Raw genomic sequence first — 12,001 nt, forward strand, 5'->3', positions numbered from 1 at the left:
ATGACAGAGGAAGGGGCGCCCCACCGACCGGTGGGGCGCCCCGTCGCTCAGAAGACTCTGATCAGGCCTTCGGCGCGGTCATGGACAGCACGTCCAGGGCCTCGTCCAGCTGCGCCTCGGTGAGCTCGCCGCGCTCCACGAAGCCCAGCGCGACGACGGCCTCGCGCACGGAGATGCGCTCGGCGACGGCGTGCTTGGCGATCTTCGCGGCGGACTCGTAGCCGATCAGCTTGTTCAGCGGGGTGACGATCGAGGGGGAGGCCTCCGCGTAGAAGCGGGCCTTCTCCTCGTTCGCGACCAGCCCGTCGACGGTCTTGTCCGCCAGCACGGTGGAGGCGTTGGCCAGCAGCCGGATCGACTCGAGCAGGCTCGTGCCCATCAGCGGGATCTGCACGTTCAGCTCGAAGGAGCCCTGCGCGCCGCCCCAGGCGATCGCGGCGTCGTTGCCGATGACCTTTGCGCACACCATCAGCACGGCCTCGGGGATCACGGGGTTGACCTTGCCCGGCATGATCGAGGAGCCCGGCTGCAGGTCAGGGATCGAGATCTCGCCGAGGCCCGTGTTGGGGCCCGAGCCCATCCAGCGCACGTCATTGCAGATCTTCGTGAGGGAGACCGCGATGGTGCGCAGCGCACCGGACATCTCCACCAGGCCGTCGCGGTTGGACTGCGCCTCGAAGTGGTTGCGCGCCTCGGTGAGCGGCAGCGAGGTCTGCTCGGCGAGGTTCGCGATGACCTTCTGCGGGAAGCCGATCGGGGTGTTGATGCCGGTGCCGACGGCGGTGCCGCCCTGGGGGACCTCAGCGGTGCGGGGCAGAGCCGCCTCCACACGCTCGATGCCGTAGCGGATCGATGCCGCATAGCCGCCGAACTCCTGGCCGAGGGTCACCGGAGTGGCGTCCATCAGGTGGGTGCGGCCGGCCTTGACGACGCTCTTCCAGGCCTCGGCCTTCTTCTCGAGCGACTCGGCGAGGTGGGCGAGCGCGGGCAGCAGCTTCTCGACGACGCCCTGCGTGACCGCCACGTGCACCGAGGTGGGGAAGACGTCATTCGAGGACTGCGAGCAGTTCACGTGGTCGTTGGGGTGGACCTCGGTGCCGGCGTTCGTCGCGAGCGTCGCGAGCACCTCGTTCATGTTCATGTTCGAGCTGGTGCCGGAGCCGGTCTGGTAGGTGTCCACCGGGAACTGATCGTCATGCTCGCCGGCGATCACCGCATCCGCCGCGGCGACGATCGCGTCGGCGATGGCCGAGTCCAGCACCCCGAGGTCCTGGTTCGCGCGCGCCGCTGCCTTCTTCACCTGGGCGAGGGCGTGGATGTGTGCGGGCTCCAGGCCCTGACCGGAGATCGGGAAGTTCTCCACTGCACGCTGGGTCTGCGCCCGGTACAGGGCCGAGGCGGGCACCCGCACTTCGCCCATGGTGTCGTGCTCGATGCGGTAGCCATCCTGCTGCGCGGCGGTCGTGGACTGGTTCATGGAGAGGCCTCCCTCGGGGTTGTCATGCAGTGGATCGGTGGGAACGAACAGGGGCAGGAGAAGTGGTCTGGGGCGCGGGAGCCGTCGAGGGTGCGGGAGCCCCGGTGCGGATGTGCCGGCCGCAATGGCCGGTCAGCTGAGCTCGTGGCTCCAGGGCGGGTTCGCTCCCGCGCGAGAGACGGTGATCGCGGCGAGCGCCGCGGCGCGCCTCAGGACCGAGGCGACCTCGACGCTCGGCATCGCGGCCAGCGCCGGACGCTTCTGAGCCCCCAGCAGGCCTTTCGCTGCGAGGGCATCGAGGATCCCGGCGGAGAAGGTGTCCCCGGCACCGACGGTGTCGACAGCGTCGACGACGACGGGAGAGACCTGCACCCGGCCGGACTCGGCGAAGCCCACTGCGCCCTCGGCGCCCCGGGTCATCACCGTGAGCGCGGGGCCGAGCTCACGCCAGGAGGCGACCACATCCTCCACGTCGTCTGTGCCGTACAGCCAGGCCACATCCTCATCCGACGCCTTGACGACGTCGCTGAGGGCGATGCTCGCCTCGACCCGTTCGCGCACCAGCTCCGGCGCCCCCATCAGGGAAGGGCGGGCGTTGGGGTCGTAGCTGATGGTCGCGCTCTCCCGACGGCTGCGCAGCACATCGAGCACCGTGCTGGCGCCGGGATCCAGCACTGCGGCGATCGAGGAGGTGTGCACGGCCTCGATCTGAGCGGGCAGGCCCGACGGGTCCGGGTCCCAGAGCAGATCGAACTCGTAGGTGGCAGCTCCGGTGACATCCAGCTGTGCGAGCGCCGTGGAGGTCGGCGCGGCGACCGAGCTGCCGGCCGTCAGCCGTACGCCTGACGCTTCCAGATGGGCACGGATCGCGTCGCCGCGCGCATCGTTGCCGATGCGGGTGAGGAGGTCGGTGGGATGGCCGAGGCGGCTGAGCGCCACGGCCACGTTCAGGGGGGACCCGCCGGGATGCTCACGACGGACGCCGTCGGCGTCGACGACGATGTCAGTGAGTGCTTCTCCGACGATCAGGAATCTCGCGTTCACCGCTCGATCATTGCAGGTTTCTGGGGGCGGGGCGAACGCGGGAGCAGGCGGCGGGGCGCAGCGACCGGCCGCCTGCAGTGCCGTGCCGTGCCGTGCGGCGGGTCTGGTTCGCGGTGATCCGGTGCAGCCAGGTCCGGGCGCTGTGCTGCACGAGGTGGCGCGGCGCGTGTCAGTGCCTGTGGTGAGGTCGACGGGTGGGGCGCCTCACCCTGACAGCCAGCGCGGAGGGGAGCAGGGACAATGGGGTCATGCACGATCCCGACCACGAGACCTCCGCACCTCCGGAGCAGGCTGCGCCGACCGCGCAGCCAGCGTCCCCGGCACCCCGGCCGCAGCCGAAGTCCGCCTATGAGCTGCCGTCGAAGAAGAACACCGTGCTGCGCAACATGGTGTGGGCGCTCGCCTTGACGATGGCGGTGGTGGTCGTGATCGGCATCGCATTCTTCGGCGTGGGCAGTGATCTGAAGCGTGAGCCGCTGGAGAACTCCGAGCTCGATGTGTCCGCGAGCGCGGAGCGTGCACAGCGCAGCGTGCCGTTCCCGGTGGCCGTGCCTGCGGTGGGGGAGGAGTGGAGCGAGCGCTCCGCACGTTTCGCCGATGGGCAGGACCCGCGCTGGGTGGTGCAGTACTCCTCACCGCAGGGGCAGCTGGTGACCCTCACCGAGGGTTCTGAGGTCAGTGCTCCGATGCTCTCCGCAGCGTTGCCGGGCAGTGTCGTCGAGGGGGAGCTCACCATTGAGGGCGCCGAGTGCAGCCTGCTCAGCGGCGGCGAGCAGAGTTCCAGGCAGCTCGGCATCTCCTGTCAGGGCACGGACTGGGGCTTCCTCGTCCACGGCGATGCCGAGCAGGCCGAGCTCGAGGAGCTCGCGGGCGCCGCTCTGACGTCGATCGGCTGAACGGCCCGCAGTCGCACTGCCTCATGGCCGCGCGACCCGGGGCCACACTGCTGCATTGATGGTCGGCGCTGGGCCGCGCGAAGCCGCACTGGCCCGCAGTCGAGCGGCTTTCAGCCGCATTGCGTCAGCGTGAGGCGCCGTCCTCAGAGCGTCGCGCGGCGACGGCATCGTCGAGGCGTTCGCGGGCGCCGTCGAGCCACTGCTGGCAGCGGCGGGCGAGCATCTCGCCGCGTTCCCACAGCCCGATCGAATCCTCGAGCCCGCCCTGCCCGGATTCGAGCCGCCGCACGACATCGACGAGCTGGTCGCGGGCGGCCTCGTAGGAGAGCTCAGCGATATCGGCGGGCAGCTGCTGCGCACCGTCGGCGGGGGTGACCGAGGGGCTGCTGGCCGCGGGGTCGCCCTCGGTCGCCGTCAGTTCGTTCTCGGGGCTCGTGCTCGGGGTCATCGGGTCTCCTCGGGAGGGGTGGTCTGGTGGGAGGGCAGGGCCTGGTCGGAAGGGACGGCCCGGTCGGAGGGCAGAGTCTTGCCGGAAGCGACGTCCTGCTCGGAAGGGAAGGCCTGGGTGGGCTGCGCAGGAGGGGTGTACGGGTCATCGGTGGTGCGCTGCACCCCGAAGCGACCCCCGGCCACGCGGACCGAGAGTGCCTGCCCGGTGGCGGACTGGTCAGGGGCGCGGATGATCGTGCCGCCGGCGTCCTGGACCACGGCGTAGCCGCGCTCGAGGGTCGCCAACGGACTGAGGGAGCGCACCTGGCGTCCCAGGTGATCGACCTCGTCGGCCGCCCGGTCCAGGCGGGAGCCGATCAGCGTGCGGGCCAGGGAGATCCGGGACCGGATCTCGTCCGCCCGGCCAGCGAGGATCGTGGCCGGGTTCTCCAGCACGGGCCGCGATCGCATCGCATCCAGCGCGGACTGCTCACGCTCGATGCGGGCCCGGATCCCCGCTCGCAGCCGGGTGCGGCCGAGGTCCAGCTGCTCGACCTCGGCCTGGATATCGGGGACAACCCGCTTCGCGGCATCGGTGGGGGTGGACGCGCGGACATCCGCCGCGAGGTCGATCAGCGGGGTGTCCACCTCGTGACCGATGGCGGAGACGATCGGAGTCTTCGCGGCGGCGACCAGCCGGGTCAGCTGCTCGTCGGAGAAGGGCAGCAGATCCTCGAGGGAGCCGCCGCCACGGGAGATGATGATGACGTCGACCTCCTCGCGCTCGTCGAGCTCGCGCAAGGCTGCGGAGACCTCCCGCACCGCCTTCGCGCCCTGCACCGCGACCTCACGGATCTCGAACCTCACCGCTGGCCAGCGGCGCTGGGCGTTGACGACCACGTCTCGCTCGGCCGCGGATTCCCGGCCGCAGATCAGGCCCACCACGCGGGGCAGGAACGGCAGCGGCTGCTTCCGAGAGGCGGCGAACAGCCCCTCGGCTGCGAGCACGCGCTTGAGCTGCTCGAGCCGGGCCAGCAGCTCACCGAGGCCCACCGGACGGATGTCGTCGGCTTCGAGCTGGAGGCTTCCGCGCTTGGTCCAGAAGGTGGGCTTGGCGTGGATCACCACCCGTGCACCCGGGACCGGCTCGACCGGGAGGGTGCGCAGCACATGCTCGCGAACCGGGACCGAGAACGACATATCCACGTCGATGTCCCGCAGCGTCATGAAGCTCATGCCCGCGCCCGGTCGACGGTTGAGCTGGACGATCTCGCCCTCGACCCACAGTGGGGCCATCCTCGCCACGTACTCGCCGACCTTGACGGACAGCTGCCGCAGCGGCCACGGATTCTCTGCGGTGGTCTGCGCTGCGGTGGCGGCCAGTGCGGGCCGGGCTGCCGCGCCGCTGTCCGCATCCGGCTCGGGAGAGGTCTGCGTCATGGGGTCCACTCTGGCACGAGGTCCGGACAGCTCATCGCAGCCGGGCCCGGCTGTGGACGCACTGCACCTGTGGAGGGACAGTGCCTGTGGAGGGACAGCGCCTGTGGCCGCACAGTGCCTGTGGAGCGAGGGTGCCTGTGGAGGGATGGTGAGTCTTGCCCCACCACCCTGCCACCAGCGCGGTTCGCCTCCTACGATGGGAGGCGTGAGCACCGGAACCGTCCTTCTTGCCGAGCCGCGCGGCTACTGCGCGGGTGTCGACCGAGCTGTGGTCGCCGTCGAACGTGCCTTGGAGCATTACGACGAGACCATCTACGTGCGCCACGAGATCGTCCACAACAAGTTCGTGGTGGACCGTCTGAAGGAGAAGGGCGCCGTGTTCGTCGAGGAGGTCGACGAGGTCCCCGAGGGGGCGCTCGTGATCTTCTCCGCCCACGGCATCTCCCCGAAGGTCCGCGAGATGGCCGAGGCACGCAATCTCCGCACCATCGATGCGACCTGCCCCCTGGTGACCAAGGTCCACAAGGAAGCGGTGCGCTTCGCCCGCCAGGACTACGACATCCTGCTGGTGGGCCACGAGGGCCACGAGGAGGTCGAGGGCACCGCTGGCGAGGCACCCGAGCACGTCCAGATCGTGAACTCGCCGGACGACGTCCACAAGGTCACCGTGCGCGACCCCGAGAAGGTCGTCTGGCTCTCCCAGACCACCCTCAGCGTCGACGAGACGATGGAGACGGTCGACAAGCTGCGTGAACGCTTCCCGACACTGCAGGCCCCGCCCAGCGATGACATCTGCTACGCCACCCAGAACCGCCAGGTCGCGATCAAGAAGATCGCCCCGGACGCGGATCTGGTGCTGGTGGTCGGCTCCCCGAACTCCTCGAACTCCGTGCGCCTGATGGAGGTCGCCAAGGATGCCGGCGCGAAGGCCTCCCACCGCATCGACTCGGTCTCCGAGCTGCGCGAGGAGTGGTTCGAGGGCGTCGGGACCGTGGGCGTGACCTCCGGTGCCTCGGTGCCGGACGTGCTGGTCCAGGAGCTGCTCGCCGAGCTGGCCGAGCGGGGCTACGGAGACGTGAAGCCTGTGCGCACTGCGACGGAAGACCTGATGTTCTCCCTCCCGCGCGAGCTGCGCCAGGAGATGAAGAACCGGGGTGTGAGCGACAGCCGCACCAAGCCCACCGGTGAGGGTGCGACCGCCGAGTCCTGATCTGAGCGCTGCCCGCCCGAGTCAGCCCGTACGGTCCTCGCGCAGGGGCTGCGAACGGGACTCCACCGGTGCGGCGAGGTCCGCGATCTCCTCCTCATCGAGTGTGCGCGCCCGTCGCGTGAGCTGCTCGACCTCGTCCACCGGGGTGCCGGCGAGTCCGAGCTCCTCGAATCGCCGTGCGGTGACCATCACGCGCGACTGCAGGGAACCGACCGCCTCGTTGAACGCGGCGACCGACGAGTCCAGCGAACGGCCCACCTTGCCCAGGTGCCCGGTGAAGGTCCCGAGCCGGTGGTGCAGCTCCCGGCCCGCGTCGAGCACGGCGCGGGCATCGCGGTTCAAGGCGTCGGTGCGCCAGGTGTGCGCGACGGTGCGCAGCAGCGCGACCAGCGTGGACGGGGAGGCGATCACGACGTCCTTGGCGAAGGCATCCTCGAGCAGATGGGGATCGGTCTCGAGCGCCGCGGCCAGCACTCCGTCACTGGGCACGAACAGCACCGTGAACTCCGGGGTGTCCCCGAGCGCCTTCCAGTACGCCTTCGCGGAGATCACGCCCACGTGGTGGCGCAGCGCCTTCGCGTGAGCCTTCCGGCGCGACGCGGCGCGCTCCGGGTCCGTCTCCTCGGTCGCATCGAGATAGGCGTCCATCGGCGCTTTCGCATCGAGCACCACATGCCGGTCCCCGGAGAGGTGGACCACCAGGTCCGGGCGCTGCCCGGCGTTCCCGTCGGCCCGCGTGCCGGAGAGCTGCTCGGAGAAGTCCACGTGCTCGATCATCCCGGCGGCCTCGACGATCCGCCGCAGCTGCACCTCGCCCCAGCGCCCGCGTGCGGTGGGGGCGCGCAGCGCGGCGGTGAGGGCGCTCGTGCCGGACTCGAGGGACTGCGCGCGCTGGGCGAGCTGGCCGAGGTGCGCCCGCAGCGCTCCTTCCGCCTCGATGCGCGCAGCCTCGGAGCGGGCCAGGGACCGCTCGAGGTGGGCGAGCGTGGAGGAGATCGGGGCGAGGGTGCGCTGGAGCTCGACCTCGCGCTCCTCCTCCGCCGCGTCCCGCCGGGCCACATCCCGCTCGTGGCGCTCATCGGCCAGACGCAGCAGCTGCCCGGCCGCATCCGTCTCGGAGCGCCGGCTGTCCACCAGCGCCCGCGCGCGCTCGCGCAGCAGCAGCCAGGTCACCGCGGCGCCGAGCACCGCGCCGAGGGTCAGCCCGATCAGGAGCATCTGTGTTCCGCTCATGCGCCCCAGCACACCACGGGGGTGTGACGCGCGAGCGCCGCCACGCCCGTCGGCCGACGGAGGAGCCGACGGAGAGGGACTTCAGGCGAGCGCGGAGCCGGCCCGCGCGGCCTGCACCTCGTCCATGTGCTGCCGCGCCCACTCCACCAGGCCGTGCAGCGGCGCCAGCAGGGAGCGGCCGAGGGGTGTGAGCTCGTACTCGACCCGCGGCGGGATCTCCGGATAGGCGGTGCGCAGCACCAGCCCGTCGGCCTCGAGCGAGCGCAGGGTCTGGGTGAGCATCTTCTGCGAGATGCCGTCGACACGGCGGGAGATCTGGGAGAAGCGCTGCGGGCCGTCCTCGAGCATGCCGATCACGAGCACCGTCCAGCGGTCGCCGATGCGGTCGAGCAGCTGTCGCGAGGGGCACTCGCGGTTGTAGGGGTCGAAGTCGAACAGGGCCATCACGAGCTCCTCTGTGAGGGACGGAATACCGCGGAGGGATGGCTACCGCAAAGTGCCTACTTCCCATTAGAGACTAGGTTACCTACGGTGAGTGTCAAGGTCCACGGCATCTGCAGCGGGCCAGGGGCATCCTCGCCCCGTGATCTCGACCGCGCTCAGGAGAGCGCACGGAAGGAGAGCCCATGGCTCGCATCATCGTTCTGGGAGGCACCGGATACGCCGGGAGCCACATCGTCGCGGAAGCGGCAGGCCGCGGCCACGAGGTCGTCGCCGTCAGTCGCACCGCGCCGGAGTCGCTGCCCGCCGGCACCACCCACCGCGCCGGCGATGTGCGCGATGCGGAGTTCCTCGCAGAGCTCCTGGACGGCGCCGACGTCGTGATCGCGGCCGCGTCGCCCCGTGGCGACCTCGCCGAGGCGGGCCTGCTGCGCAGTGCCTACACGGACCTCCGCGGCCTCGCCGCCGAGAAGGGCGTCCGCCTCGGCGTGATCGGGGGCGCCGGCTCGCTGTTCGTCTCCGAGGGCGGCCCCAAGCTCGTTGACATCCCCGAGTTCCCCGAGCCGTTCAAGGTCGAGGCCCGTGAGCTCGACGCCGTCCTCGAGGACCTGCGCGCCGAGGGCGAGGAGCTGGACTGGTTCTTCGTCAGCCCCGCCGCGATGTTCAACGGCATGAACCCGGGCGAGGCCAAGGGCACCTACCGCGTCGGCGGCGACGTGATGCTCGCGGACGAGGAGGGGAACTCCGAGCTCTCGGGCGCGGATCTGGCCCTCGCGATCCTCGACGAGGTCGAGACGCCGGCCCACCGCCGCGCCCGCTTCGCCGTCGCCTACTGAACGACCCTCGCGCGCTGATCCGCCTCTGCGCAGCGGCCGGGCCTCACCGGGGCCCGGCCGTTCGCTGTCGTGCCGGCCGGTCATCGTTCAGGAGGGGAGCGAGCCCGTGCGGAGCAGATGGTCGAACTCGCGGGTGAAGCGCTCGGCGTCGGCCCTGCGGTGCGGCACCATCTTCAGCTCGCGGCCCGAGGCGGCGGCCACCTTCACGCGCGCGAAGAGCCCGGGCCGGTAGGTCACACCGGTCACCTCGGAGGCCGGTACCTCCCGCTTGACTTTGGCCTGCTTGATCGGCCCTGCGACGGCGGCGATCATCACGCGCGCAGCGGTCACGATCATGACCTCCGGGAAGTCGCCGGCCACACCCGGCAGCACCAGCAGCACCTCTTCTTCAGGAGTCATCAGTGAGGGGATGTCGCGGCGCAGCCCCGGGCTCTCGAACAGCTCGTTGCGGTTGAGGGCGGTCGCGTAGGTCATGGAGGCGCGCGAGGCTGACATGCTCCGAGTCTAAAGATCACGCCCTCCCCAGAAGCCGGCCGAGCCGGTACCCGCGCGGCGCGCTGCGACGAGCGCCCACTGTGCTGACCACCGCCGACGGCGAAGGCCCGAATGTCCAGGTGATCCTCATGGGGTCTGCGACGTCACCCCCGGGGCGGGGTCACGGCCGGGCACGGTCCCGTAGAATCAGCTCCCGTGGCTCTAACAATCGGAATCGTGGGACTGCCCAACGTTGGCAAGTCGACCCTCTTCAACGCCCTGACCCGCGCTGAGGTCCTCGCCGCGAACTACCCGTTCGCGACCATCGACCCCAACGTGGGCATGGTGCCGCTGCCCGATCCGCGGCTGGCGGAGCTCGCCACCGTGTTCGGCAGTCAGAAGCTGCTGCCGGCGACGGTGTCCTTCGTGGACATCGCCGGCATCGTCAAGGGCGCCAGCGAGGGCGAGGGCCTGGGCAACAAGTTCCTCGCCAACATTCGCGAGGCCGACGCGATCTGCCAGGTCACCCGCGCTTTCGCCGATCCCGACGTGACCCGCGTGGAAGGCTCCACCGACCCCTCCAACGACATGGAGGTCATCACCACCGAGCTGATCCTCGCCGACCTCCAGACCATCGAGAACTCGATGCAGCGCCTGGAGAAGGACACCAAGCGCGGCCTGGTCGACTCCGCCGTGCTCGAGAACGTCATCAAGGCGAAGGCATTGCTGGAGACCGGCAAGACCCTCTACCAGGGCGCTGAGGCGGCCGGCATCGACGTCGCCGCGATCCGGGACCTGCAGCTGATGACGGCCAAGCCCTTCATCTACGTCTTCAACACCGACGAGGAGGGGCTCGCCGATGCCGCCTCCCAGCAGGCGCTGCGTAACCTCGTCGCCCCCGCCGAGGCGATCTTCCTCGACGCGAAGTTCGAGTCCGAGCTCATCGAGCTCGACGAGGACGAGGCCGCCGAGATGCTCGAGTCCACCGGCCAGGAGGAGTCGGGCCTCGCCCAGCTCGCCCGTGTCGGCTACGACACCCTCGGCCTGCAGTCCTACCTGACCGCCGGCCCCAAGGAGTCCCGCGCCTGGACCATCCCCAAGGGAGCCACCGCCCCCCAGGCCGCCGGCGTCATCCACACCGACTTCGAGCGAGGCTTCATCAAGGCCGAGATCGTCTCCTTCGACCAGCTCATGGAGGCCGGCTCAATGGCGGAGGCCAAGGCCAAGGGCTGGGTGCGCATCGAGGGCAAGGACTACGTCATGAAGGACGGCGACGTGGTCGAGTTTAGGACAGGACTTACATCTGGAGGTAAGAAGTAGCATGCCTGGATTAGCTCCGACGACGCTCCCTTCTGTGCAGCCGGTGGGCGGCTTCATTCACGGGCAGGCCGCGGCTAGAATCACAGGTATGAGACAAATGCGGCCGTTCGCTATTTCAGGCGTAATAACGGGCACAGTCATGGTGGCAATCTCATTCTTCATCGAGGATGCCGCCCAATCGAAGAGCACGTTGGTTGCGGGGCTTATTGCGGCGGTCACCATTGCTGCGATACCGATTTACGATATCAACTCGTGGTCTCTCACGAAACGCTCACTCGTACATTTTCTTGCGATGCTCGCAACCGTATTTCCGCTACTTCTCTTCAGCGAATGGTTCACTCTGCCAGTGGCCATCAGTGTGTTTTTACTGTTCGGCATCGTTGGCTGGACAATCGGCTACGTCGTCTACCGGGTTCAGGAGAAGAAGCAGGCATAGAGCTGACCCTCAGGGGTAGAATAAGACCGCGCACACGCGCACGATCACGGGTAAGTGCGTTTGGGGCACCTCGGCTAGCCAACAACCACGTAATGCGCGTTCGCCCACGTGCCGGGGTGAACCCGGGCTGGCTCTACCTGTGTTTCGCCAGCTGGCAGGTACAGGCTCAGGTGAAGGCGCAATCGTGCGGCTCAGTGGTCGACGCCGTTTACCCGGGCGACCTGGACGACGTGATCCTCCCGCCGATCGATGAAGTCCGTGGAGACGCTGCGTACCAGTGCTGGAAGGACTTCGCCGAGGCTAACCGGTTGGAGGCCAACGCAATAGACCGGCTTGAGAGTTCAATGTTGGCGAGCGTAGAGGCTTCATAAGCCCCACTCAGCAGGCACGAGTTCGGCTAGTCAACGGGCCCCGAGCATGCCTGCGCCGGCCGTGTGCCACCCGCGAGCCAATTCTGGCCGGTCTGGCCGTTCATGGACCGCTGACTTCTTATGGTGACGCCGCCGAAAGTAGTATTGCCACGCCTGCAGCCCAACGGCGTGATCCTTCCGAGATTGTAGGAGGGGAGCGCATATTCCTGTGTCCCGAACACTGCTTACGTGATGCTGTTATGGTGCACGTATGAGCAGCGCACCCCGCAAGGCAGCCATCTACCTCCGTATCTCTCAGGACCGCGAGATGGATGGGCTCGCCATCGAACGCCAGCGCGAGGATTGTGAGAACCTCGCTCGGTTCCGGCGCTGGGAGATCGTCGAGACCTATGTG

12 protein-coding genes are annotated in these 12,001 nt (G+C 69.1%); 5 read left to right on the forward strand and 7 right to left on the reverse strand.

Annotation, left to right across the window (positions count from 1 at the left end; genetic code table 11):
• Positions 1-61 precede the first annotated feature (61 nt).
• Together ACT3SQ_RS03080 and ACT3SQ_RS03085 are read right to left on the reverse strand one after the other, a co-directional pair.
• Positions 62-1,477 carry a class II fumarate hydratase gene (locus ACT3SQ_RS03080; RefSeq protein ID WP_444600819.1) on the reverse strand — a complete coding sequence of 472 codons (1,416 nt, stop codon included), beginning with the start codon at positions 1,475-1,477 and terminating at the stop codon, positions 62-64.
• A 132-nt stretch (positions 1,478-1,609) separates the two neighbouring features.
• Positions 1,610-2,521 carry a carbohydrate kinase family protein gene (locus ACT3SQ_RS03085; RefSeq protein ID WP_442332750.1) on the reverse strand — a complete coding sequence of 304 codons (912 nt, stop codon included), beginning with the start codon at positions 2,519-2,521 and terminating at the stop codon, positions 1,610-1,612.
• Between the two features lie 248 nt (positions 2,522-2,769).
• Between ACT3SQ_RS03085 and ACT3SQ_RS03090 the strand changes: the two genes are divergently transcribed.
• Complete coding sequence (locus ACT3SQ_RS03090) at positions 2,770-3,417, forward strand: DUF4245 domain-containing protein (protein ID WP_444600820.1); 648 nt, start codon at positions 2,770-2,772, stop codon at positions 3,415-3,417.
• Positions 3,418-3,541: 124 nt separating this feature from the next.
• On the opposite strand, the gene ACT3SQ_RS03095 is transcribed toward ACT3SQ_RS03090, so the two are convergent.
• Together ACT3SQ_RS03095 and xseA are read right to left on the reverse strand one after the other, a co-directional pair.
• Complete coding sequence (locus ACT3SQ_RS03095) at positions 3,542-3,865, reverse strand: exodeoxyribonuclease VII small subunit (RefSeq protein ID WP_441444963.1); 324 nt, start codon at positions 3,863-3,865, stop codon at positions 3,542-3,544.
• On the reverse strand, positions 3,862-5,286 hold the full coding sequence (gene xseA / locus ACT3SQ_RS03100) for an exodeoxyribonuclease VII large subunit (protein ID WP_441444964.1): 1,425 nt from the start codon (positions 5,284-5,286) through the stop codon (positions 3,862-3,864). Before xseA ends, ACT3SQ_RS03095 begins: the two co-directional genes overlap by 4 nt.
• 196 nt (positions 5,287-5,482) lie before the next feature.
• On the opposite strand from xseA, the gene ACT3SQ_RS03105 reads away from it, so the two are divergent.
• A complete protein-coding gene (locus ACT3SQ_RS03105) occupies positions 5,483-6,496 on the forward strand; it encodes a 4-hydroxy-3-methylbut-2-enyl diphosphate reductase (protein ID WP_441444965.1) in 1,014 nt (337 codons plus the stop codon).
• Positions 6,497-6,517: 21 nt separating this feature from the next.
• On the opposite strand, the gene ACT3SQ_RS03110 is transcribed toward ACT3SQ_RS03105, so the two are convergent.
• Positions 6,518-7,729: a DNA recombination protein RmuC gene (locus tag ACT3SQ_RS03110; RefSeq protein ID WP_444600821.1), complete on the reverse strand. Its 1,212-nt coding sequence runs from the start codon at positions 7,727-7,729 to the stop codon at positions 6,518-6,520.
• An 81-nt stretch (positions 7,730-7,810) separates the two neighbouring features.
• The gene (locus ACT3SQ_RS03115; RefSeq protein WP_441444967.1) at positions 7,811-8,173 is read right to left on the reverse strand and encodes a winged helix-turn-helix transcriptional regulator; all 363 of its coding nucleotides are present in this window, start codon (positions 8,171-8,173) and stop codon (positions 7,811-7,813) included.
• Between the two features lie 182 nt (positions 8,174-8,355).
• Between ACT3SQ_RS03115 and ACT3SQ_RS03120 the strand changes: the two genes are divergently transcribed.
• A complete protein-coding gene (locus tag ACT3SQ_RS03120) occupies positions 8,356-9,006 on the forward strand; it encodes an NAD(P)-dependent oxidoreductase (RefSeq protein WP_444592074.1) in 651 nt (216 codons plus the stop codon).
• Between the two features lie 87 nt (positions 9,007-9,093).
• Here ACT3SQ_RS03120 and ACT3SQ_RS03125 read toward each other — a convergent pair whose 3' ends face one another.
• Complete coding sequence (locus ACT3SQ_RS03125) at positions 9,094-9,501, reverse strand: hypothetical protein (RefSeq protein WP_444598982.1); 408 nt, start codon at positions 9,499-9,501, stop codon at positions 9,094-9,096.
• 195 nt (positions 9,502-9,696) lie between these two features.
• Between ACT3SQ_RS03125 and ychF the strand changes: the two genes are divergently transcribed.
• Both ychF and ACT3SQ_RS03135 read left to right on the forward strand, forming a co-directional pair.
• The gene (gene ychF, locus ACT3SQ_RS03130; protein WP_444598981.1) at positions 9,697-10,800 is read left to right on the forward strand and encodes a redox-regulated ATPase YchF; all 1,104 of its coding nucleotides are present in this window, start codon (positions 9,697-9,699) and stop codon (positions 10,798-10,800) included.
• 1 nt (position 10,801) lies between these two features.
• The gene (locus ACT3SQ_RS03135; RefSeq protein WP_444600822.1) at positions 10,802-11,236 is read left to right on the forward strand and encodes a DUF3021 family protein; all 435 of its coding nucleotides are present in this window, start codon (positions 10,802-10,804) and stop codon (positions 11,234-11,236) included.
• Positions 11,237-12,001: the final 765 nt, after the last annotated feature.

It is taken from the genome of Brachybacterium sp. AOP42-C2-15 (assembly GCF_052377065.1).
GTDB lineage: Bacteria > Actinomycetota > Actinomycetes > Actinomycetales > Dermabacteraceae > Brachybacterium.